Annotated in this window: 18 protein-coding genes; 5 read left to right on the top strand and 13 right to left on the bottom strand. The window is 51.8% G+C overall.

Going from position 1 to position 21813, the window contains the following annotated elements; translation table 11 throughout:
• Positions 1-103: 103 nt before the first annotated feature.
• The 4 genes from ACYVUT_RS01275 to ACYVUT_RS01260 all read right to left on the bottom strand — a co-directional run bounded on the left by ACYVUT_RS01275 (position 104) and on the right by ACYVUT_RS01260 (position 3731).
• A complete protein-coding gene (locus tag ACYVUT_RS01275) occupies positions 104-1711 on the bottom strand; it encodes an SLAP domain-containing protein (RefSeq protein WP_484501379.1) in 1608 nt (535 codons plus the stop codon).
• Positions 1712-1732: 21 nt separating this feature from the next.
• Positions 1733-2935, bottom strand: a complete 1203-nt coding sequence (locus tag ACYVUT_RS01270; RefSeq protein WP_484501378.1) for an SLAP domain-containing protein — start codon at positions 2933-2935, stop codon at positions 1733-1735.
• A 289-nt stretch (positions 2936-3224) separates the two neighbouring features.
• Positions 3225-3461 (bottom strand): DUF2922 domain-containing protein, encoded by a 237-nt coding sequence (locus ACYVUT_RS01265; RefSeq protein WP_439776267.1) that lies wholly within the window; start codon positions 3459-3461, stop codon positions 3225-3227.
• A gap of 60 nt (positions 3462-3521) precedes the next feature.
• The gene (locus tag ACYVUT_RS01260; RefSeq protein WP_484499723.1) at positions 3522-3731 is read right to left on the bottom strand and encodes a DUF1659 domain-containing protein; all 210 of its coding nucleotides are present in this window, start codon (positions 3729-3731) and stop codon (positions 3522-3524) included.
• A gap of 215 nt (positions 3732-3946) precedes the next feature.
• Between ACYVUT_RS01260 and ACYVUT_RS01255 the strand changes: the two genes are divergently transcribed.
• From ACYVUT_RS01255 to ACYVUT_RS01245, 3 genes are all read left to right on the top strand, one after another.
• Entirely contained in the window at positions 3947-4897 is a 951-nt protein-coding gene (locus ACYVUT_RS01255) for a hypothetical protein (RefSeq protein WP_439776265.1), read from the top strand.
• A 116-nt stretch (positions 4898-5013) separates the two neighbouring features.
• Positions 5014-5427, top strand: coding sequence for a hypothetical protein (locus ACYVUT_RS01250; RefSeq protein ID WP_484499722.1), 414 nt, complete (start codon positions 5014-5016; stop codon positions 5425-5427).
• 153 nt (positions 5428-5580) lie between these two features.
• Positions 5581-7641 (top strand): KUP/HAK/KT family potassium transporter, encoded by a 2061-nt coding sequence (locus tag ACYVUT_RS01245; RefSeq protein ID WP_484499721.1) that lies wholly within the window; start codon positions 5581-5583, stop codon positions 7639-7641.
• A gap of 306 nt (positions 7642-7947) precedes the next feature.
• On the opposite strand, the gene ACYVUT_RS01240 is transcribed toward ACYVUT_RS01245, so the two are convergent.
• The 7 genes from ACYVUT_RS01240 to nrdD all read right to left on the bottom strand — a co-directional run bounded on the left by ACYVUT_RS01240 (position 7948) and on the right by nrdD (position 16613).
• Positions 7948-9900 carry a M13 family metallopeptidase gene (locus tag ACYVUT_RS01240; RefSeq protein ID WP_484499720.1) on the bottom strand — a complete coding sequence of 651 codons (1953 nt, stop codon included), beginning with the start codon at positions 9898-9900 and terminating at the stop codon, positions 7948-7950.
• A 24-nt stretch (positions 9901-9924) separates the two neighbouring features.
• Positions 9925-10263 (bottom strand): glutaredoxin, encoded by a 339-nt coding sequence (locus ACYVUT_RS01235; protein WP_439776261.1) that lies wholly within the window; start codon positions 10261-10263, stop codon positions 9925-9927.
• A gap of 127 nt (positions 10264-10390) precedes the next feature.
• Positions 10391-11611: an MDR family MFS transporter gene (locus ACYVUT_RS01230; protein ID WP_484501377.1), complete on the bottom strand. Its 1221-nt coding sequence runs from the start codon at positions 11609-11611 to the stop codon at positions 10391-10393.
• A gap of 105 nt (positions 11612-11716) precedes the next feature.
• Positions 11717-13033 carry a DUF438 domain-containing protein gene (locus ACYVUT_RS01225; protein WP_484501376.1) on the bottom strand — a complete coding sequence of 439 codons (1317 nt, stop codon included), beginning with the start codon at positions 13031-13033 and terminating at the stop codon, positions 11717-11719.
• The gene (locus ACYVUT_RS01220; RefSeq protein ID WP_484501375.1) at positions 13033-13590 is read right to left on the bottom strand and encodes an iron-sulfur cluster assembly protein; all 558 of its coding nucleotides are present in this window, start codon (positions 13588-13590) and stop codon (positions 13033-13035) included. The genes ACYVUT_RS01225 and ACYVUT_RS01220 overlap by 1 nt, the downstream gene beginning before the upstream one ends.
• An 18-nt stretch (positions 13591-13608) precedes the next feature.
• On the bottom strand, positions 13609-14331 hold the full coding sequence (gene nrdG, locus ACYVUT_RS01215; RefSeq protein ID WP_003614463.1) for an anaerobic ribonucleoside-triphosphate reductase activating protein: 723 nt from the start codon (positions 14329-14331) through the stop codon (positions 13609-13611).
• 71 nt (positions 14332-14402) lie between these two features.
• Positions 14403-16613, bottom strand: coding sequence for an anaerobic ribonucleoside-triphosphate reductase (gene nrdD / locus ACYVUT_RS01210; protein WP_484501374.1), 2211 nt, complete (start codon positions 16611-16613; stop codon positions 14403-14405).
• Between the two features lie 637 nt (positions 16614-17250).
• Between nrdD and ACYVUT_RS01205 the strand changes: the two genes are divergently transcribed.
• Together ACYVUT_RS01205 and ACYVUT_RS01200 are read left to right on the top strand one after the other, a co-directional pair.
• The gene (locus ACYVUT_RS01205) at positions 17251-17787 is read left to right on the top strand and encodes a phenolic acid decarboxylase (RefSeq protein ID WP_274606154.1); all 537 of its coding nucleotides are present in this window, start codon (positions 17251-17253) and stop codon (positions 17785-17787) included.
• A 48-nt stretch (positions 17788-17835) separates the two neighbouring features.
• A complete protein-coding gene (locus ACYVUT_RS01200; protein WP_439774778.1) occupies positions 17836-18369 on the top strand; it encodes a PadR family transcriptional regulator in 534 nt (177 codons plus the stop codon).
• Positions 18370-18533: 164 nt separating this feature from the next.
• Here the strand turns inward: ACYVUT_RS01200 and ACYVUT_RS01195 are convergent, their stop codons facing one another.
• Together ACYVUT_RS01195 and asnB are read right to left on the bottom strand one after the other, a co-directional pair.
• Complete coding sequence (locus ACYVUT_RS01195) at positions 18534-19793, bottom strand: carboxylate--amine ligase (RefSeq protein WP_484501373.1); 1260 nt, start codon at positions 19791-19793, stop codon at positions 18534-18536.
• 33 nt (positions 19794-19826) lie between these two features.
• A complete protein-coding gene (gene asnB / locus ACYVUT_RS01190) occupies positions 19827-21776 on the bottom strand; it encodes an asparagine synthase (glutamine-hydrolyzing) (RefSeq protein WP_439774780.1) in 1950 nt (649 codons plus the stop codon).
• Between the last annotated feature and the right edge of the window lie 37 nt (positions 21777-21813).

The raw sequence follows: 21813 nt of genomic DNA, 5'->3' as shown, positions 1-21813 counted from the left end.
AGTATCTCCTCACTAATTACAGTTTTTCTAATTATACAATAATCGCCAGATTAAGAAAGAAAAACGGACCCAGGCTAAACCTGAATCCGTTCCTTGTCTTCAATTAAAAGTTGCCGGCCTTGAGGTAAAGGGCGGTTTGGCCGGAGAAGCCGACCATGTAGTAGTATTTGCCGCCAAGCTTGACCCGGCTGCCGTAAGTTACGACGGCCGTGCCTTTAAGGCGCTTGGCTTCGTTCCAGTTCCGGGCTCCCTTGACCGTGTACACGTAAGCGTTGTGGGTCAAAGTCCGGCTGGTCCCGTCGATGTTGCCAGCCTTCACGTACTTGTTAGTACCGTACTTGTAGTACTTGGCATTGCCGATCGTTACAGCTGAACCGTAGACCTTAAGGTAAGTACCCGCGGTCAGCTTGGCGTTTGACAACTTTTTACCAGAAGCATCGTAGCTGTAGGAGTTCCGCATCAAGCGCTTGGTCGTGGTAGTTTCCACTGGCTTGGCTTGGAAATTGCTTGCCTTAACGTACTTAGCCACGTTCTTGCTGGTAAAGCCAGTCATGTAGTAGGCCTTGCCCTTGATCTTGACCTGGCCGCCGTAAGTCGTCACCTTGGTCCCCTTAAGCAGCTTGGCCGTTGATGTCTCCCGGCTGCCAGTGCTGGTGTAAGTCCAAGCATTGGCCGTCAAAGTCCGGCTAGTCCCGTCAATGTTGCCGGCCTTCACGTACTTGCCATCTGCGTACTTGTAGTACTTGGCGTTGCCAATCGTTACGGCTGAACCATAAACCTTCAAAGAAGAGCCAGCCTTCAGCGCCGCGATTGACAATTTCTTGCCAGAAGCATCATAGCTGTAGGAGTTGCGCATCAACTTGACCGTCTTGGTTGATACCGGCTGGGTAGCTGGTGCTTGGCTTGAGCTGCTTGAACCACTGTTGTTGGTATTATTGCTAGTGTTATTGTTGTCTCCAGTGTTTGAACCAGTATTAGTGTTGCCGCTGTTGCTGCTGGTCCCCAGCTTGTTGTAGTAGTAAGTGATCAAACTGTAGAAGTCGCTCATGGAGTAGCCCCATTTAGCAAAGTAGCTGTCCGGGTCCCCGTGGTCGGTCCCGCCCAGGTACTGGGAGACTTCGTTGTGGGACCAAATGGTGCCTGACCCGTCCTTGCTTGCCCGGGATGGAGTCAAGTTGTATTGGTGCAAAAGAGTGGCGATGTAGTAAGCATCGTTGGCCACGCTCTGCACGAACTGGGACCGGCTTGAGACTTCACAGAGCTCGATCTGGATGTAGCGGACGTTGGCGATTGGGCCTGCCCCCCAGGTACCATAGTCAGTCGACATCAGCTGGATGGTCTGGCTGTTGTCAACCACAGCGTGGACGTAAGAGTAGACGCTGGTCCAGTTGTTGTTGAAGTAGCGCCCTTCATCCCAGGCCGTAGCCCCTGGAGTCGCCGTTTCGTGAACAACGATCCCTTCCGGTTTGCCGACCCCGTTCCGGTAGCCAAAGCGGCTGCCATATTTCTTGCCGTTGGCCACGCTGTTGAACTGGTTGTAAGACAAGCCTGCCGCCTTGAGCAGGGTTTCCAGTGACTTGGTGCCGCTGTAAGTCGTCTTCTTAGCATCACTGTTGATTGAAGCTTGGGCTGCCTGCCCTTGGCCAAAAGTAAAGGCCAGACCAAAAGCTGCCGTTGCCGCTGCCGCGGTAAAAAATCTTCTAAATCTCATTCAGTTTTCTTCCCCGTCTGCTTAAAAGTTGCCCTTCTTGACATACTGGTTCAGGCCAACAATGTAGTACTGCTTGCCCTTGATCTTCACGCTGCCGCCATAGACGGTGTGGGTGCTGCCCTTGAGCCACTTGGTCTTGCCGACCCGCTTGCCCGCGTTGTTGTAGATGTAGGCGTTGTGCTTGAGCTTGCGGCTTGCGCCGTCAAAGTTGCTTGCCTTGATGAACTGGTCAGCGCTGGCTGAGTTAACCCGGTAGTACTTAGCCCCGTTGATCGTGACTGACCCGTAAGTCGTCACGCTCTTGCCGGCCTTGACAGACTTGGCCGTGCTTCTCTCCCCAGTGCTAGTGTAGACAGCAGCTGAGTGCATCAACACCTTCATTTGCCCGGAAACGCTAGCGGCATTGTCCGCACTTGGCGCTTGTGAAGTGCCAGTGTTCAAGTCTTCGCCGTTGATCCAGCCCAGGCCCTTGAGGTACATCCGCTTCTTGCCATTGTAGTAAGTGTAAGTCTTGGTAACCGTTACGCTTTGCCCGGCAGTCACGTAAGACTTCTTCGGTGAAACAGAGTGGTCAGTTGGGTAAAGGTAAGTTGCCCCGGACTTGGCTACCTTGGCCGTATAAGTAGTGCCGGAGTAAACCGGGTCATACTTGGTCAAGTTGTAGGTCGCGATGTGGTTGATCAGCTTGGTCGCGTAATTCTTGTCGGTCGCGTAGCCGGCAGCCTTGATGGCCTTAGCGGCAGCTGAAGCGCTTGAGGCATTTTCCAGCCAGGTCTTGCTGTAGCGCAGACCCCCGTTGCCCAAAGTCGTCCGCATCTTCAAGCCGTAGTCGTCAAAAGAGGCCTGGTAGCTGCTGTACTTTCTAAAAGCAGCCGTGATGTAGTAAGTCTTGCCGCTGGAAGTCTGTTCAGCCGTCTTAACGCTGTAGGTTGCCCCGGTCCAAGTATCAGCAGCCTTCATCCCAAAGAAGTTGTTGGCCTGGGTGGACAAGGTTGAAGTCCCCCAGCCGGATTCCAGAGCAGCCTGGGCCAGCATCAAAGAGGCGTAGACGCCGTACTTCTTGGACGTCTTCTGCGCCTGCAGGCTGACCTTGCTTAAAAAGGCATCACTGGTGGCTGATGCCTGAACTGCCTGATTTGAGAGAAACATGTTGTTGGTCACTGGAACGGCGACGGAAGTCAGCATCGCTGCGGTAGCAAGTCCAGTCAAAAATCTTCTCTTCATTAATTTCCTCCTAATAATTTCAATCGTAACCTCTATTGTATGTGCTCAGCGCTCTAGTTACAATCGAACGCATATTCTGTAAAGCAAAAGTAACAATTTACTTAAGCAATTACATTTTTTAAAGGAAAAAACCGCTTTTTCCAAAGCTTTTGCCTTAAAAAGCAAAGGACAAAAAACATGTATTATGTGAATAAAAACACGAAAACAAGCAAAAATGAAAAAGAAAAGAGGCGGCCAAGGCCGCCTCTCGGGTACAAATTTTGCAGCCGGCTAAAGAGGCCAGATCTGCCTAATGATTACTATCGTCAAACACACCCGTAACAGTACGTTCAATATAGTTTGCAGCCAGCGGCTGAGCATAAAGGACCTCCCCTTCCTTGACGAACACGCCCTCGCCGGCGATGGCTGCCGCGGCCTCCCGGACCACGTCCGCGCTCAAGCCCTTGACCGCGTATGGCAGGTTCAGGCTCTTCTTTTTGCCGGCACTGGACTTAAAGGTTAATTGCAATTCGGTAGTCGTAGTCATGATTTTTTCTCCTGTTTCTTACTCAAAAATTCTTTTTCTGTCAGTTTCCGCGTCAAAGAGTTAGGCCAAGGTCAAATTCTGCTTTTGGACCAGGGTCAAGGCAGCCAGTTCATCGCCCTGCAGCTTGCTGATAGCCTGGCCCACCTTGACCAGGCTTTCCGGGCTGGCATCTTTCTTGACGTTTTGCAGGCTGCGCTGCATCTGTCCCTTGTCGTACTTGTCGGCCTTGAAGGTGTATTGAATGCTTTGATCAGCTAAAGTAAAGTTCATTTTTTCTCTCCTGTTTCTGTTAAAAAATCCAATCTTTCCGCGAAGCTGCGGGCTTCGCTCCGGCCGGCCCCGGCGCCTCGGGCCTGCACTGATACTAACGTTTTAGGAGGCTCAAGTCGGCCACTTTTTGTTAAAGAACAATTACAAGTTGGACCAGCTGGCTAAAGGGAGGGGCGATTCTGGTATAATTGAGGATATTAACGAGGAGGTTATTTATGAAAAAATCGACTATCTGGTCCATCATCGTGGTGGCCGTGCTCGCCTTGGGCGGGGCTGGCGTCTACTTCTACTCCAGCCAGCAAAAGCAGAGCCAGGAGCAGACGGCAAGTTCCAGCTACTCCAGCCACATGCAGGCCGGCAAAGAGGCCGTAAAGGCCAAGAAATACAGCCAGGCCGCTGATGAATTTGACCAGGCCTACCAGGCTAAGGCAACTGCCCAAGCCAAAAACTACAAGGCCCAAGCGGAGAACCTGGCCGACTCCATCAAGTTAGCCAAGACGACAGTCAAGTATGCCAGCGCCTTGAACCTGGCCCAAAAGGCGCAAGAACAAAATGGCGGCTACAGCGTCATGACCAGCCAGGCCAAGAAGCTGGTCAAGAAGCTTAAGGCCGTTAAGGACAACTACGACAGTGAAATCAAGCCGCTCTTAAAGAAGGCCGCCCAGGCCATGGAAGACGGCGACTACGACAGCGCCGTTTCCACTTACAGCAGCATCTTAGACTTGCCTTACATCAACGGGGCTTACTACGCCAAGGTCCGGTCTAACGTCAAGGACCTGCTCAAGGAAGCCAAGAGCAAGCAGGCTGACTCCAGTTCCAGTTCTGAAAGCTCAAGCTCATCCAGCTCTTCTGACTCTTCCAGCAAGTCCAGCAGCCAGGAATCCAGTTCCAGCTCATCTTCTGCTGCTTCAAGCTCATCCAGCTCTTCCAGCAACCAAGCTGAAGGGTCCGGGACCAGCAACAACGACAAGGTCGGCGGCAGCACCGTGACCAGCCGGGACGTCCAACAGATCAGAAACCAACTGGACAACCTGGGCGAAAGCACGGCCGGCTGGAGCCCGCAGGACTTGATCAACCTGTTCAACTACGCCTACCAGCAGGGCCACACCACTATCGACTCCATCACCAAGGATGACGTCGAAGGCTACCTGAAGTCAGGCAAATAAGAAATAATTCAGCGCCAGGTCTTGATTTATGGGGGCCTGGCGCTTGCTTTCTGGCCTTAAAGCCGTTAAAATTACTATTGACTTTATGGACTTTTATTTAAAAAGGAGCTACAACTTTGGCAGAAGAAGAAAAGAAACACCGCAGCAATGAAGACATGTTCAAGATCGTGATGCCTGAACCAGAACGCGTAACCATGCCAGCACGCGAAGTTGCCGACCAGCCGGCTTACCTGGTCAACTTCGCCAACTTCTACGTTTCTTCTTTCGAACGCGACGACCTGGAAATCATCAGTGAATTTGACGAAGACCACAACATGGTCAACATCAACCACTACCTCCTGCTTAACCAGCCATTCTCCCGCAAGAACCTGGTCAAGCACGTGCTGATCGACCACGCCCACAATTTCCAAGCCATCCTCGACAAGATGAGCGAAGAAACCGGCGTTGACCCGGAAGCAATGACCACTTACGAAGACTGGAGCGACTGGTACGAAGGCATTCGCGCGACGATCGAAAGCAGTTTGTCCTAAAAGACTTGAAACTTTACTCTAAATATAAGAAAATTACAGTAAAAAGAATGTCTCCTGGCATTCTTTTTTTACTTGTTAAATTTAAGCACAGCTTTAAATTTGTTTTTTAGTGTATCACAGGCTTTTTTAAAGTTTGAGGAGTATTTAATTGCTATGGAAGCAGAAAATAAACGCAATCGCATGACGGCCGCCGGCCTCTTGATCGCGATTGGGATTGTTTACGGCGACATCGGGACCAGTCCCCTCTATGTCATGAAATCCGTAATCGCCGGCAACGGCGGTATCAACACGGTCAGCCGCGACTTGATCATCGGGACCATTTCCTTGATCCTGTGGACCGTGACTGTACTCACGACGGTGCAGACCGTGATTATTGCCTTGAAGGCGACCAACCACGGCGAAGGTGGTATCTTCGCCCTCTACGCCTTGATCAGAAAGAAGGCTGCCTGGCTGGTCTGGCCGGCTTTGATCGGCGGGGCCGCCATCCTGGCCGACGGGACTCTGACCCCGGCCGTGACGGTTACGACCGCCATTGAAGGGCTGAAGGGCCTGGAATTCGGCAAGGGCAATGTCCCGGTTAGCAACCAGACCACGGTCTTAATCATTACTATTGTTATTTTGCTGGTGCTTTTCTCCATCCAGCGGATGGGGACCAGCATCATCGGGAAGGCTTTCGGCCCGGTTATGTTTATCTGGTTCGCCTTCCTGGGCGCCATGGGTTTGATCAACATTGGCGGCAACTGGTGGATTCTCCAGTCCTTGAACCCTTACTACGCGATCAAATTGCTCTTTAGTCCTTACAACAAGGCGGGCTTCGCGATCTTAGGGTCCATCTTCCTGGCCACTACTGGTGCTGAAGCCCTCTACTCCGACGTCGGCCACGTCGGCAAGGGGAACATCATTGGCTCCTGGCCATTTGTTTTCGTCTGCCTCTCCCTGAACTACTTCGGGCAAGGGGTCTGGATCTTAAACAACACCAACATGCGCTCAGCTACTGAAATCAACCCCTTCTACGCCATGATTCCGGAAAACATCCGGCTGGCCTCAATCGTTCTGGCCACCTTGGCCGCGATCATCGCTTCCCAGGCCTTGATCACGGGTTCCTTCACCCTGGTGGCTGAATCAATCAACCTGAAGTTCCTGCCGCGGATGAACATCCTCTACCCATCTGATGAAAGAGGGCAGATCTACATCCCGGCTATCAACAGAATGCTGGGCATTACTACCATCGCCCTGGTTCTCTTCTTCAGAACCTCAGCCCACATGGAAGCAGCCTACGGTCTGTCAATCACGATTTCCATGCTGACGACCACTATCCTGCTTTACGAATGGCTGGTGCTCAAGCAGGGCCACAACCTGGCCAACCTGCTCTTCGTGATCTTCTTCAGCACGATCAACATCCTCTTCATGGGGTCAAGTCTGAGCAAGTTCACCCACGGCGGTTACGTATCACTGTTGATCACCCTCTTGATCGCTTCAGTCATGGTTGTTTGGTACTTCGGCAACAAGGTCCGGGACCAAAACGAAGCCGGCAATGCCTATGTCCGCTTGGATGAATACACGGACATGCTGACCGACCTCAGCCACGACGACAACTACCCGACTTACGCCGACAACTTGGTTTACATGGCCAACGTCAAGTACAACAAGTTCATCAAGCGTGAAGTCCTCTACTCAATTCTGGACAAGCGGCCTAAGCGGGCCCGGGCTTACTGGTTCGTCACGGTCAACGTGACCAACGAGCCGTTTACCGCTGAATACGCGGTCAACACTTTTGGTACCAAGAACGTGATCAACATCCAGCTCTACCTCGGTTTCAAGAAGCAAACCAGCGTCAACGTCTACCTGCGTCAGATCGTCCACGACCTGATCAAAGACAACACGATCGAGGCCCAGCCACAGGAATACACGACTACTCCTGGCCGGGATGTCGGCGACTTCAAGTTCGTCATCGTCAACGACGTCATCTCACCTTCGACCACCCTGTCTTCTTACAAGAAGTGGCTGGTCAAGGCCCGGGTCCAGCTGCAGAACCTGTCGCCTAACCCGGCTCAATGGTTCGGCCTGGAATTCGCGGACACGGTTATCGAACGCGTGCCTTTGATCCTGGGCAAGCAAGAGCCTGAAAGAATCAAGCGGGTTGCCCCAGTCGACTACAGCAAGACCATGCTGAACAAGAACGCGGGCAAAACCAAGAAAGAAAAGAACAAGTAATTAAGCAAATAAAGAAACGGCAAGGCGCGAAAGCTTGCCGTTTTTGCTTTTAGAAAGTCTTAAATACTCTAGAAAATTACAAACTTTTTTTCATTGAAGCAAAGCAGATTGATCACAGCTTTTTTACAAAGGGCCGTTATTATATAACCATAGTCAGAAGCAAGAAATTGCTTCTCCTATAGGAATTAATTTTTCTTTTTCTTTTCCTCTTTTACACACACATATATTAGACAAACACACAGCAGCAGAAAAGCAGTCATTGATGGAATGACTGCTTTTTTGTTGCTTATGAAATTTTATGAAAAACTACCAGATCTTGACCCGGTCTTCCGGAGCCAGATACATCCCGTCGCCTGGCTTGACGTCGAAGGTCTCGTAGAATTCGTCCTGGCACTGGGCCTGGACATTTGCCCGCAACGGGCCCGGCGCGTGCACGTCAACTGAAACGATCATCTTGATGGCTGCTTCCAGGGACTTTTGCGCCCAGACTCTGGCCCAGTTGGCGTAGAAGTCTTCCAGGCCCTGGCCTTCTTCCTTGCAGGCGGTCATGGCCGCGGTCAAGCCGCCCTGGTCAGCGATGTTTTCTGACACGATCTGCTTGCCGTTAAGAGTGGTCGGGCCGAACTTGAGCCCGTCAAAGAGGGCGATTTCCGCCTTGGTCCGGTCAGCAAATTCCTTGTAGTCAGCTTCGGTCCACCAGTTCTTCATGTTGCCGAATTCGTCGAACTGGGCCCCGTTGTTGTCGAAGGCGTGGGAAACTTCGTGGGCAATCACGGCCCCGATCCCGCCGTAGTTGGCTGCCCGGCTCTGGTCAGCGTTGTAGAACGGTGCCTGCAGGATAGCTGCTGGGAAGGTGATGTCGTTTCTTTGCGGGTCGTAGCAGGCGTTGACCAAGTTGCCTGGCATCAGCCAAACAGTCCGGTCAACCGGCTGGTGGAGCTTCTCCAGGCTGTACTTGATGCTTTCCTGGCTGGCGGCCTGCAGGTTGCTGTAAAGGCTGCCGCCGGCTGAAGCTGGAGTAACTTGAAGCCGGTTGTAGATGTCTTCAATCTTGTCCGGGTAGCCGACCTTCAAGATCAAAGCCTGCAGCTTGGTGATGGCCTTGTCCTTAGTCGCCTGGGAGAGCCAATCGTTCTTGGCCAGCCGGTCCTCGTAGACCTTCAGCATCCGCTTGATCATGCCCAAAACGTCTTCTTTGGCAGCTGCCCCGAAGTAGGTCTGCCCGTAGTAGACGCCGACAACTTCACTGAAAGTGCTGTTGGCAATCCGGTAAGCCTGCTTGATCCCGCTGGCCAGTTGCGGCTGGCCGGTCAAAGCCTGGCTGAACGGGAAGGCAGCTTCTCTGAATTCTTGGGACAGGGATGAAGCCACGTCGTTGATGAACTTGACCAGCATCCAGCCCTTGATTTCGCTGAAGCTTGCTTCGTTTAAAAGACCTTCCGCCTGGTCCAGGTAGCGGGGCTCAGTGTTGATCAAAACTTCTGGTTCTTCGCCCAGGAACTCTTCCAAGAACTGGCTCATGTCAAAGCTGCTGAACTTGCCCTTGAAGTCAGCCAGGGAAATCGGGTTGTACATAGCCGGGTAGTCAGCCCATTCTTCGCTGGACTTAACCACCTTGGCCAGGCGCTGGTCGTAAGCCAGGGCCCCGTCCACGTATTCGTTTGCTTTTTCTTCGCTGACCCCAGCCATTTGGAAGAGCTTGAGGGATTGCTCTTTTAAAACGCCCAGCAATTTTTCCGCGTCTGGGCTTTCGTAAGTGGTCGTGTCTGGCAAAAAGATGTGGGGACCGCCGAAGTAGACCGTGTTGACCTTGGTGTTCTTCATGTCCGCGTCAACGGAGAAGGAGAATGGCAAGTCAAAGCCTTCCTTAGCCAAATCAGCTGCTGCGCCTTGCAGGTCAGCCCAATCCTCCAGACCTTCCAGCTTCTTTAAGTCAGCCTGGATTGGCTTGGCCCCGTCAGCGTTCCGCTTGTCAAAGTCCTTGGCCAGCTTGTAGAGTTCAACAGCCTTGGCCAGGTTCGGCACGGCCGGGACTTCCTTTTCCCCGCTGGCAAAAGCCGCGAAGTCAGCCATCAGGCTCTTTTCAACGTTTTCAGCGATTTGGTCAAAGCTCCCCATCCGGGACCGGTCAGCCGGAATTTCCAGCTTGTCCAAATAGTCAGAGTTAACGGCCAAATACAGGTTGTCCTGCGGGCGGGCAGTCTTGTCAACGACGGTCGTGTCGCCGCTGCCGCCGCGGACGGCAAATTTATTGTTCAATATTTTTTCCTCCTTGTTTTTCAGCTAACAGTTGTGCTGACGCAGGTCGCACTGGGCCTTGATTTCTGCCTTGGCCTGGTCGGCTGCTTCCGGCCAGATTGGCTCTAAGCCCTGGTCCTTTAAGAAGCCTTCCCAGTCAGTAAAAATTTCTCCGTCTTCCTTGACGCAGGCCGGAATCCCCGCGTTGCCCTGCTCTTTAGCGTGAGCAAAGGCGGGACTGGCATCCCGCAAGCGCAAAAATTCCTTGAAATCCGGCATGGTGGCGAAAATATTGATAAATTCGTAGTCAATGCCATACTTTTTAAAACTGGCCTCACAGGCGATGCAGTCTGGACAGATCTTTGTCCCGTAAACTTTAAGCATGTTTTTTCCTCCTTTTCTCACTATCTTCTTATTTTACACATTAACTGCTTCCCTGTTCAATCAAAGTGCAAAAAAATAAGGCTGGTTGGCAAAACCTGCCTTATTTTTCAAAAACGCTAAAAATATCCTACTTGAAGAACTGCACCTGGTCCTTCAGCTTGGCTCTCAAGGGCAAGAGGGCCAAAAGGCACAGGAAGATGCCGCAGCTGGCGACCACGAACATGGTCTTGTAGCCGAAGAGGTCGATCAGGGTCCCGCCGAAAAGCGGACCAAAGGCCCGGCCGACCCCGCTGGCCACCAGGGTCATCCCCTGGTACTTGCCCTTGCTGGAATACGGCGACATGTCATTGACATAGGCCGGGATAGCGGAAAAGGCCGTTGATTCACCCAAGGTCAAGATCGACATGGACAAGACAAAGCCCGGGTAGGTTTTGGCAAAAATCAAGGTCAGCCAGGACACGGCAAACATGAAAATCCCAAAATAGATCTGCTGGTAGATGCTCTTGAAGATCCGCGGGAAGCGGGCCAGGATGAGCTGGACAACCACGATGATGCTGGCGTTGATCGTCCACAGGGTTGAGTAGAGGTGGAAAGGAATCCCCAGGCTGACCATGTAGACGGACAGGTTGGACTCCCAGTTCATGTACATCAGCCAGGTCACCCCCAAGGTGATGAAGAAGCCCATGGTCATCCAGAAGTTGGCCTTCGGCATCTTTTCCGCCTTCAGCGGCGCCTGGCCGGTCTCCTTTTGTTCCAGCCGGCGAGCATGGTAGGCCACGATTGGCTTGAACTTGAAAAAGGCAACCAAGGCCCCGATCAGGAACAGGCAGCTGGCAATGATAAAGAGCAGCTCAATTGAATAGTCATAGAGGTAGCCGACGATCAAGGTCCCGATAACCACCCCAAGGTTCTGGGAGAAGTAAAGAATGTTGAAGACGTAACGGCCAGGATACTTGCGCAGGCTGGTGGCGATGGAATTGACCAGGGCGCCGTTCCAGCCCCCTAAAAAGCCCGTACAGATCAGCCAGAACCAGTAGATCGGCCAGCCGTGGAAGAAGGCCATGGCTAAAAGAACCAAAGCATCCAGCAGCATCCCGCCCGTGATCAAAGGATAAGGGTTAAGACGGTCAAAGAGCCGGCCGCTGATGGTTGACCCCAACATGTTGGCCGCGCAGTTGCAGAAGAGGACGATCCCGATTACCGACAGGCTGATCCCCAGCCGCTTGTTCAAGTAAACGGAAGTCAGTGGCCAAATGAAGCTGGCCCCGATCCAAGTAGCCAGTTCGGCCACGACCAGCCAGGGCAGCGCGATTTCCGGCAACTGGCTCTGTCCGTGTTTAGTTTTCATTTTTCCATTACCTCCCTACATTCAGCAAAAAATAACAGTAAAAATTCTCCAGGCAATAAGAAAACCACGACTCAGCAAGTCATGGCTTCTCTCTTTATTACAATTCTACAACTCTTTCTTCTTTCCTTGCAAGGCGCGCAGGTCGGTAATATCCTGCAGGACTTCCAAAACGCCCAGATACTCCCCGGCCTTGTTTCTGACCGCCAAGTATTGGATGTAGACAAAGCGGCCCCGGACTTCAAACCAGAAAGCATGCTTGTCTTTTCTCCCGCTTCTGAGGTCGTCCACAATGGCCTTGACCTTGGGCACGCTTTTTGGCATGTGAATGCTAAAAAGGTTCATCCCCAGGTCATTTTTGGAGTGGGGATAAAAGCCGCAGCTGCCGCCAAAGTAACGGATGACGTCATCCTTGTCCACAAAGACCAGGTCCAGGGGCAAAAGGTCCAGGACGGCAGAAAGCTGCTCATAGCTGAGGCCGCCTTCCGCGAACTCAATGAAAGAGTCAGTCAAGGCCGGCTGGGCTTTTTCTTCCGCCTGCTCGACTTCCACCATCTTTTGGTAGTTTTCGGCTTCGTTGCCGCCCAGCTGGCCGGCAAAAGCCCCGATCTGGTCGTTCCATTTGGCGATCGCTGCCGGGTCAGCTTCCTTTTTCTCAGCAAGTTCAGCAGCCGACGGCCGCCAGGCTGGCGGATCAGGGATCAAGCAGTAGCCTACCCGGACCTCGTCTTCCTTGACTCTGAGCCAGTCGGCCGGCGTCGCCACTTCTGTCAAGAGCGGCAGCATGATTGCCTCTTCCTTAAAGATCATTTCGGTGACTTCCTTAGCCGCCTGCTTGACCTTTTTGGCCAAAAATTTTGGATCACCTGCTTCCGCCGCCTGCCGGGCCTCCTTGATCCAGCCACGGATGTCGTCGTCTACCCCCCACATGACCTGGGGCGGGGCGGTAATGCCGTACTTGGTCATCAAGGGAAACATGGAGATTTCTTTTCTGGTGTAGTGCTTGTCCACTTGAGCCAGGTCAGCCAGCTCCTGCTTGATTTTTGCCAAAAGTTCCGGCTCTTCCTTCTCTTCATACTTGGCCAGGTCTGGCAAAAGGGCATCGTTGACCAAAGAGGTCAAAACGACGTTCTCCTGCTTCAAAGTCTGGACCGGGTGGCCGGGCCGGGCAAAGGCATCCCCCACTTCCTGCTCGCCGATCGACCCCCGGAAGACTTCCGCGTGAACCGTGCACAAGTTCTGGATTTCCTGGGGGTTGAGGCCGCCGGCGATCAAGGCCCGCTCAGCTTCCGTGATTTCCTTGACCGAGACTGAGGAAAAAGCTTCATTGAACATAGCCTTGGCCTGGTCAAAGTCCCCTTTTTCTTGCAAAAGGCGCAAGATCTCCAGCAGCTTCTCCTGCCGCTCTTTTAAAGACATGGTCATTACTCAGTCACCTCGTATCCCTTCAAGCGCAACTTCTCCTTGACCTCTTCCAAGTCAAAGCCCATGGCCCGGCAACCCATTGGCAGGGTCATCAGCCGGCCCACCGTGTCCAGCATGCCCGGAATCTTGATCCGGTTGAAGCCAATCTCAGCCATGTCCTCAATAAATTCCGGATACTGGTCAGCGAAAGTCTTGATCGGCTGGTGGAGGTTGATCTCCTTAGCCGCCGGAGCCGGCTCTTCCTTGATGCCCAGCTGCTTTTTCGCTTGCTCGCTTAAGCGGTCCGGGGTCCAGACCGGGTACCAGACCAGCTTGATGTCCACCTGCTTGATGGCGTCCAGCTGGCCTACGGCCTGGCGGATTTCCCGGTTGAGGTAGTCGTTTAAGGGGCAGCCGGCCGTCGTCAAAGTCATGGTCACCAGGCAGTTGCCCTCATCATCGATGTCGACTCCGTAGATAAGGCCCAGGTCGACCACATTGACCAGGAGCTCCGGATCGATGACGGTCTGCAGCTGGCAGATAACCTGGTTAACCAAGGCGCGTTTTTCTTCGTCCATTTTTTCCTCGCAAAAAAACTATCTCTGCAGCTTGTCCCAGATGACCGGGTGCAGGTCCGGGGTCTTGAGGGACTTCTGCACGTCGATGATCCGCTGGTTGCTGGACCCTCTGAACTGCAGGGTCAGGTCCTTCAAGTTGTCCATGAAGCGGCCGTCGACCAGGATGTCCAGCTTCTTGAGCATTTCCACCTTGTCCGGCGTCTCCTTTAAGAGTTCCTCCCAGGTATAGCCGGACCAGGACCAGATGTCCTTGCTGTGGCCGTATTCGGCCCGGACCCGGTCGATGATCCGGTTGCAGACCCAGGTGTTCAAAAAGGGTTCCCCGCCAAGCAAGGTCAGCCCTTGGACATAGGACTGGCCGATGTCCGCGATGATCTGGTCTTCCAATTCCTGGGTGTAGGGGCGGCCGTAGTTGAAGTTCTGGGCAGCCAGGTTGTAGCAGCCCGGGCAGTCAAAGAGGCAGCCGGACACGTATAAGGAGCAGCGGACCCCTTCCCCGTCAACGAAGTTGAAGGGCTTGTAGTCGGCAATCTTGTGCTTGCTGTAGTCTTCTGAGATCCATTCGCCCGGCTTGGGATTCTTGGGCTGGCGCTTCATCTTCCGGGGCTTGGCCGTCTGACCGGCATTTTTAGCCTTGTACTGGTTGGCATCAACAAAGACCGTTTCCCCGCCGACGCTGATCCGGATCAAGTTGTCCCGGACGTCAGGGCCTTCTTGCTGATTCTTGTCTTTCTCTGGCATCGTGCTTCTCCTTTGCTCTCGATAAAAAATAGGCAGGAAAGATTCCTGCCTATTAGTATAATTCTTTTCGTTTAGTATTGGCTGTTCTTCTGCTTTTCCAGGCTGGCTTCCTCGCTGACCATGCCCAAGCTCATGTGCTTGGCCCGGTGGGCGATTTCTTCATGCCGGCCGTGAACCATTGGCCGCTTCAAAGGATTGCCCAGGTAGCCGCAGGTCCGCTTGACGCAGTCGCAGGTTTCCGGGTTGTGGTTGCCGCATTGCGGGCATTCAAAGCCCTTGGCGGTTGACTTGAACTCGCCGGCAAAGCCACATTCGTAGCACTTGTCGATTGGCGTGTTGGTACCCAGGTAGCCGACTCTGTCGTAAGCCCAGTCCCAGACAGCTTCCAGGGCGGCCGGGTTTTGCTTCAGGTTCGGGTATTCGCAGTAGTGGATGAAGCCACCAGCAGCGTAGTATGGGTAGTCCTTTTCAAAGTCCAGCTTTTCAAATGGGGTCGGGTGCTTGCGGACGTCGTAGTGGAAGGAGTTGGTGTAGTATTCCTTGTCCGTGATGTCCTTGACCTTGCCGAACTTTTTCGTGTCCAGGCGGCAGAAGCGGTCAGTCAGACTTTCGCTTGGCGTGGAGTAGACGCTGTAGTGGTAGTGGTTCGGGTCTTCCTTTTCCCACTTGGCGCAGGCATCGTGCAGCTTCTTGACCACTTCCAAAGTGAAGGCCTTGGCTTCCGGGTTCTTTTCCCAGTTTGGCCCGTAGAAGACCGTGCCGACTTCGTAAAGGCCGATGTAGCCCAGGGAAACCGTGGCCCGGCCGTTCTTGAAGAAGTCGTTGACGTCACCGTCATCGCCAACACCTTTGCCAAAGGCACCGTATTCGTACAGGGTCGGAGCGTTGACCGGCTTAGCTTCAGTGACCTTCTTAGCCTTGTATTCGCAGGCTTGCCGGCCCAGTTCCAGGCGGTCATTGAAGATTTCCCAGAAGCGGTCCATGTCGCCCTGGCTTTCCATGGCGATTCTTGGCAGGTTCAAGGTAACCACGCCCAGGTTCATCCGCCCGGAGTTGACTTCCTGGCCATTTTCATCCTTCCAGCCCTGCAGGAAGGACCGGCAGCCCATTGGGGCCTTGAAGGAGCCGGTGATGTCGATGATCTTGTCATAGCTCAAAACGTCTGGGTACATCCGCTTGGTAGCACATTCCAGGGCCAATTCCTTAACGTCGTAGTTCGGGTCACCTGGGTGCAGGTTCAGCCCTTTCTTCAAAGTGAAGACCAGCTTCGGGAAGATGGCCGTCCGGTGTTCCCGGCCCAGGCCTTCGATGCGGACCTTCAGGATGTCCTTTTGGATTTCCTTTTCAATCCAGTTGGTCCCCAGACCGAAGCCCAAGGTGGTAAAAGGCGTCTGCCCCTGGCTGGAGAACATGGTGTTGATCTCGTATTCCAGGCTCTGCATCGCGTCGTAGATGTCCTTTTGGGTCCGCTTCTTGGCAAAAACCTTTACCTTGTCTTCGTCGTCGATGAATTCGCGCCCTTCTTCCAGGTGCTTTTCGTAGTTCTTTTCAGCAAAAGGCGCCAGAACTTCGTCGCAGCGGTCAAAGGAGCAGCCGCCGTATTGGCTGGAAGCAACGCTGGTGATGATCTGGGCTACCTGGCTGGTGGCCACCCGGATGGAGTTCGGCACTTCCACGAAGGCATTGCCGATCTTGAAGCCGTGGTTGAGCATGTAGTCAAAGTCGATCAGACAGCAGTTGGACATTGGTGAAAGGGGCGTGTAGTCCAGGTCGTGCCAGTGGATGTCCCCGCGCAGGTGGGCCTTGGCGATGTGCTGAGGCATCAAGGTCAAGCCAACCGTCTTGCCCACAGTCCCGGCCGTTAGGTCACGCTGGGTGGCAAAGACGTCAGAGTCCTTGTTGGCATTTTCGTGGACGATGCTTGGGTCCTTGTCGACCAGCTTGGCCAGGCGCTGCTTGGTGTCAGTTTCTGCCTTCCAGTCAGCTTCGTCTTCCTGCCGCTTGGCTTCGTATTCCTTGGCTTCATTCAGATAGCCCAGTTCGTTCAAGCTGGCTTTAAAAGCATCGTGGACCTGAACGGCGTCAACCGTGTAGGCGGCCAGCTTGGCGTAAACCTTGCTCAAAACGGCAGCCTTGATTTCGCTGTCTTCCAGGCCAAGTTCGTCCAGAACCATTTCCAGCTTGAACTGCTCAAATTTAAATGGGGCACCGTCGCGCTTGATGAACTTCTTTGGCGCATTGGCAAAATCCAGGCTCACGGCTTCTGCTGCTGGCTTTAACATGACAATCAACCTCTTATCTCTCAAAAATACTTTACATTTTTTACATCCAGCCCCTGGGGCCGGTTAAGCGAGTTACCCACAAGCAGTAGACTATCTTGTGGATTAAGTGTGGATAACCACCACATCTTGTTTTGTTTATGAGATAAGCATAGCACAAAATACCAGATCTTGTGGTCTATACAAAGACGCATTTGTGTTAAATGACAGAGCAGAATTCAGTTGCCACGGGACTTTGGGCCCGTATATTTTTAAAAAAAGAATATTTTGTTCGGACAAATATTTTTGTCCTTTTGGCAAAGTCCTTCGAAAATTTCAAAAAGATGAAAAAACGTCTAGAGAAAATCAAGAAATTCCAGAATACAACTGTTCTATGTTTCGCCAACTGAGCCAGCAGAGTCTTAGATATTTCAACACAGTCGATTAGCAAACGAAAGTCTCTCACCGCGGGAGACTTTCGCAGTGAGTCCGTATAGACTATTTTTTTGTATAGTACCCTCATCCTCAAATTTTTTGAGACTGGCGGGCAATCTTTTTTAAGTGGCAATATTTGACAATAACGACATAAAGTGATAATCTGTTTTATGTCGATAACAACATTTATGAAAGGTGGAAAATAATTATGGCAAATTTAAATCACATGGACAAGCAATTCAAAACATTGGATGACTTTTTAGGAACGCATTTCATTTATACGTATGATAATGGCTGGGAATATGAGTGGTACGCTAAGAATGATCACACGGTCGATTATCGAATTCATGGCGGAATGGTTGCTGGACGTTGGGTTAAGGATCAGCCTGCGCATATTCATCAATTAACTGAGGGCATTTATAAAGTTGCTTGGACCGAGCCAACGGGAACCGATGTTGCCTTGGATTTCGTTCCTAATGAACATAAGCTTAACGGTACGATCTTCTTTCCAAAATGGGTACAAGAACATCCAGAGATTACAGTCTGCTTCCAAAATGAACATATTGATTTAATGCATGAATCACGTGAAAAGTATGAGACTTATCCAAAATTGGTGGTTCCTGAATTTGCAACAATTACCTATATGGGCGATGCTGGTCAAGATAATGATGAAGTTATCAACGAAGCTCCTTATGCCGGTATGACCGACGATATCCGCAATGGTAGCTTCTTTGATGAAAATTATCATCGCTTGGCTAAATAGCTTGTTATATAATATTTTGCAGAATCAGATCGGAAAGGATGCTGCAAAATGCCGCAAAAAAGGATACTCCCTTATGTTATTATGGGGATTCTGCTTAATAAGGACTGTACCGGAAAGCAGATTATGGATGAGTTTCGCTTTGACATTGGAGAATTCTGGCAATCATCACATAGTCAGGTTTATCCAGAGCTAAAACGCATGGAACAAGATCATTGGATTGAAAGCTATTCAATGAAAGGTAATGATAAAGAGATACATTATCATTTAACAGCTAAAGGTTATGAAGTTATTAATAGTTGGTTGATGGAACCTGTTGATAAGTTGCCGGTATCCAAAGACCTATTTTCCTTAAAGATATTTTTCATCAATGACTGTAATGATCCGAGACTAGAAAAACTGTTTGACCACCAGATTCAATTGGTCAGCGACAGTCTTAATCATCTGCGCAAGCGTCAGCAAGCATTATTCAGCAGCCAAGAACAGATTGATCAACAATATGGACATTATTTGATTTTAACTCGCGCGATCAGCCGGCAAGAAAATCAATTGGTCTGGTTGGAAGATAAATTGAATAATCGGTAATGAAAAGAGCAATCGCGGTATGAGTCTGGGAAAAACTAGGCTCTAGATAAATAAAAAAGGTGAAACTCGATGTAATATTTCGAGCTTCACCTTTTTTGCTTGCTGGACAGCTAATATTTTTATTCGTTAGAGTCTTTTTCTCCAGACTCTTGTAACATCATTTCTTATTTATCGAAGTACTGGCCCTTGTTGACCTGGAAGTAGGTCTTGAAGCGCTTGTAGTAGTTGTGGAACATGTACTTCATCAAAAGCCAGCGCTTAAAGGAGCTGTCTTGATCGTAGAAGACGGTCGTCCCTACCTGGCCGGCGTCGATCAATTTTAAGGCCGCCTGCTTGGCCTCGTTGTCAACGGCGTATTCCTTGAAGATCTTCTCCGGCACGCCCAGCCAAAGCATGTGGCTGCTTTCCAGTTTGTTGGCGTAGACGGTCTCCTGGCCGGCCAAGGAGTCTTCAGCGTAGTCTTCCACGTACCACTTGGCCAGGTTGTAGCCGTTCAAGGTCACGTAGAAGCTGGACCGGCCTTGGCGGAGGTTGATTTCAAAGAACTTGTACTGGCCGTCGCGGGCATCGTACTTGATGTCGAAGTTGGCCATGCCGACATAGTTGATCTTCTCCAAGAAAGTCTGGACGGTCTCGTAGAGCTTTTCATCATAGGCCGGCAAAATAGCCATGTAATTCCCGATTGACTGCGGAGTCGGGTCTTCCAAGAGTGGGTGGCCCAGGCACATCATCTTGACCTGGTGGTGCTTGTCCACATAGGCGTTCAAGACCCGCATGTTGGAGTCATCGCCCGGGATAAAGTCCTGCAGGATCAAGTCTTCCTTGTAGCCGTTGGTGTAGATCTTGCCCACGATGTCCTTGAATTCGTCCAGGTCCTTGATGACAAAAGCCTTCTTCCGGCCTTCAAACTGGACGTCCAGCCAGGAAACCGGGTCTTCCGGCTTTAAGGCAACCGGAAAGGCAAAAGGCACGTCGGCGTATGAGCCGTCCTGGTAGTCAGCCAGCTTGATAATCTTGGTCTTCGGGTAAGGCAGGCCGTATTCTTCACAGACTTCGTAGAAGCCTTCCTTGGAGATCAGCTTTTCCAAAAGCTGGTAGTCGATGTAAGGAACAACGAAGGTCCCTTCCAGTTCGGCCTTATGCTTAGCCAGCAGTTCCGCGTAGCCGTCCCCACAGGCAATCAGAATGACTGGCTCTTCATGATTCTGGTATTCCTTGATTTTTTCCTGCATGACTTCCATGAAACCCGGGTCTTCGGAAAAACCAGGGTGCACTTCAACGTCCACGATCTTGGAGTAGCGGGTTGCCGCCAATTGCGTTGCCGCCCAAGCCTGGACCTTGATGCCGTAAGCTTCGTTAAAAGACCGCGCCATCCCATAGACGTTGATGTCGCTGCCCAGCAAAATTGGTGTAAATTTAGCCATTAGTAATTAAATTCTCTCTCTCTTCTTTTTGGATTAGAGCAGCTTGCCTTGAGCAATCAGGCTGGCCACTTCTGGCTGCACGTGTTGGTACTTGCGCACAGTTCCCTCGTAGTCAACGAAGAAGAGCTTGTACCAAACCAGGAAGGTGTAGATTGCCCAGATCTGCCGGCGGTGAGAACCGTCCCCATTGTAGTTCTCGTCCAGCAGGTCCAGGATCTTCTTTTGTTCAAAAATGTCATTGACGAAATCTTCGCTGAAGAGGTCTCTGACCTGCTTGTAGAAACGCTCTTCCTGCAGCCACTGCTTGATTGGCGTCGGGAAGCCCAGCTTCGGCCGCTTGGCCCATTCATCCGGCAGAACCTGTTCTGAGGCCTTGCGCAGGGCATACTTGGTGTCGTACTTGTTGACCAGGTACTTGCTTGGAATAGAGTTGGCCAGTTCGGCAATCTTCACGTCCAGGTAAGGCACCCGGAGTTCCAGGGAGTGGGCCATGGAAATCTTGTCGGCCTTCTGCTCGATGTCGTTGAGCATGAAGTGGTGCAGGTCAATGTACTGCATCTGTTTGACATTGTCCAGGTCCTTGACCTTCTTGAAGTCTTCCTGGTAGTTGCCGTTGACGGTCAATTTGTTCCGGTAGCTTGGCTGCAAGACGGCGTTAGCATCCTTGGAAGTAAAGATGGTCGGGTAGTCCATGTCATAGATGACTGACTGGCCCACGTAGAATTCGCTTGGTTCAGCCAGGTTGGTGTAAAGGTGCACCTTGCCCGGGAAGTTCGGCATCTTCTTGATCTTGTGGGCCAGCTTAACCCGCTTGCCCTTTGGCAGCTTCTTCAGCTTGTCGGTAAAGACCTTGATGACATTGTTGTGGGTGTGCATCCCGTAGTTGACGTAGCCGGCAAAAAGTTCATCGGCCCCTTCCCCGGACAGGGCAACAGTCACGTGCTTTCTGGCCAGTTTGCACAGGTACCACAAAGGAATGATAGACGGGTTGGCGTCTGGTTCGTCCATGTGGTACTGCATTTCCGGGAAGTCCCGCATGGCTTCTTCTGAGTAGACCTTGTCGGCGTAGAAGTGCCAGCCGTTGATGTCCGCCAGGGCCTTGGCCTTGGAGGCTTCGTCGTAGGTGTTGTCGTCAAAGCCGATAGAGAAGACTTCGTCCGGGTCCAAAAGGGCCGTCAGGAAGCTGGAGTCAACCCCTTCGCTGAGGAAGGCCCCGACCTTAACGTCAGCGTTGCGGTAAAGGTCAACCGTTTCCTTCAAGTCTTCGTTGATCTTCTTGACCGTTTCTTCAAAGGAAAGGTTGTTGTCCTTGTATTCGGCATCCCAGTACTGGTGGGTCTTCATCTTGCCGTCCTTGTATTCAAACCAGTGACCTGGCTGGAAGCGGTAGACGCCCTTGAAGAAGGTCTCCTTGAGGTCGTTGTACTGGTTCATCAGGTATGGCTTGACGGCTTCGGTGTTCAGTTCCTTTTTAAAATGAGGGAAGGCCAAAAAGCTCTTCAGTTCTGAGCCGACCAAGAGGTGGCCGTCCACGTCCTGGTAGTACATCGGCTTGATCCCGAAGAAGTCCCGGGCCCCGTACATGGTCTGGGTGTTGCCGTCCCAGATGATGAAGGCGAACATCCCCCGGACCCGCTTGAGGATCCCGTCCATCCCCCATTCTTCATAGCCGTGCAGGATGACTTCAGTGTCGGCCTTGGTGGTAAAGGTGTGGCCTGCCTTGATCAGTTCTTCTCTCAAAGGCTTGAAGTTGTAGATTTCCCCGTTAAAAATGATCGCCCGGCTGCGGTCTTCGTTGTAGATTGGCTGACTACCGCCCCGCAGGTCGATAATCGACAGTCTTCTGAAGCCCAGGGCCACCTTGTCGTTGGTGTACATCCCATCGCTGCTTGGTCCCCGGTGTTCAATGGTAGCCATCATCTTGCCGATGGCCGCCTGCTTGTCATTGATTTCTGGATCGTAAAAGGCGACAATTCCGCACATATTTTCTCTTCCTTAATTCTAGTTAGTTTCTATAAAG

The sequence above is a fragment of the Lactobacillus sp. WILCCON 0059 genome, assembly GCF_057197985.1.
The sequence above is the reverse complement of the archived record's forward strand: the minus strand, read 5'-3'. Positions and strand labels throughout refer to the sequence as shown.

Excerpts from the sequence above, each read along its gene's own strand:
- ACYVUT_RS01275 (WP_484501379.1), bottom strand. The coding sequence starts at position 1,711 with ATGAGATTTAGAAGATTTTTTACCGCGGCAGCGGCAACGGCAGCTTTT.
- ACYVUT_RS01270 (WP_484501378.1), bottom strand. The coding sequence starts at position 2,935 with ATGAAGAGAAGATTTTTGACTGGACTTGCTACCGCAGCGATGCTGACT.
- ACYVUT_RS01265 (WP_439776267.1), bottom strand. The coding sequence starts at position 3,461 with ATGACTACGACTACCGAATTGCAATTAACCTTTAAGTCCAGTGCCGGC.
- ACYVUT_RS01260 (WP_484499723.1), bottom strand. The coding sequence starts at position 3,731 with ATGAACTTTACTTTAGCTGATCAAAGCATTCAATACACCTTCAAGGCC.
- ACYVUT_RS01255 (WP_439776265.1), top strand. The coding sequence starts at position 3,947 with ATGAAAAAATCGACTATCTGGTCCATCATCGTGGTGGCCGTGCTCGCC.
- ACYVUT_RS01245 (WP_484499721.1), top strand. The coding sequence starts at position 5,581 with ATGGAAGCAGAAAATAAACGCAATCGCATGACGGCCGCCGGCCTCTTG.
- ACYVUT_RS01235 (WP_439776261.1), bottom strand. The coding sequence starts at position 10,263 with ATGCTTAAAGTTTACGGGACAAAGATCTGTCCAGACTGCATCGCCTGT.
- ACYVUT_RS01230 (WP_484501377.1), bottom strand. The coding sequence starts at position 11,611 with ATGAAAACTAAACACGGACAGAGCCAGTTGCCGGAAATCGCGCTGCCC.
- ACYVUT_RS01225 (WP_484501376.1), bottom strand. The coding sequence starts at position 13,033 with ATGACCATGTCTTTAAAAGAGCGGCAGGAGAAGCTGCTGGAGATCTTG.
- ACYVUT_RS01220 (WP_484501375.1), bottom strand. The coding sequence starts at position 13,590 with ATGGACGAAGAAAAACGCGCCTTGGTTAACCAGGTTATCTGCCAGCTG.
- nrdG (WP_003614463.1), bottom strand. The coding sequence starts at position 14,331 with ATGCCAGAGAAAGACAAGAATCAGCAAGAAGGCCCTGACGTCCGGGAC.
- nrdD (WP_484501374.1), bottom strand. The coding sequence starts at position 16,613 with ATGTTAAAGCCAGCAGCAGAAGCCGTGAGCCTGGATTTTGCCAATGCG.
- ACYVUT_RS01205 (WP_274606154.1), top strand. The coding sequence starts at position 17,251 with ATGGACAAGCAATTCAAAACATTGGATGACTTTTTAGGAACGCATTTC.
- ACYVUT_RS01200 (WP_439774778.1), top strand. The coding sequence starts at position 17,836 with ATGCCGCAAAAAAGGATACTCCCTTATGTTATTATGGGGATTCTGCTT.
- ACYVUT_RS01195 (WP_484501373.1), bottom strand. The coding sequence starts at position 19,793 with ATGGCTAAATTTACACCAATTTTGCTGGGCAGCGACATCAACGTCTAT.
- asnB (WP_439774780.1), bottom strand. The coding sequence starts at position 21,776 with ATGTGCGGAATTGTCGCCTTTTACGATCCAGAAATCAATGACAAGCAG.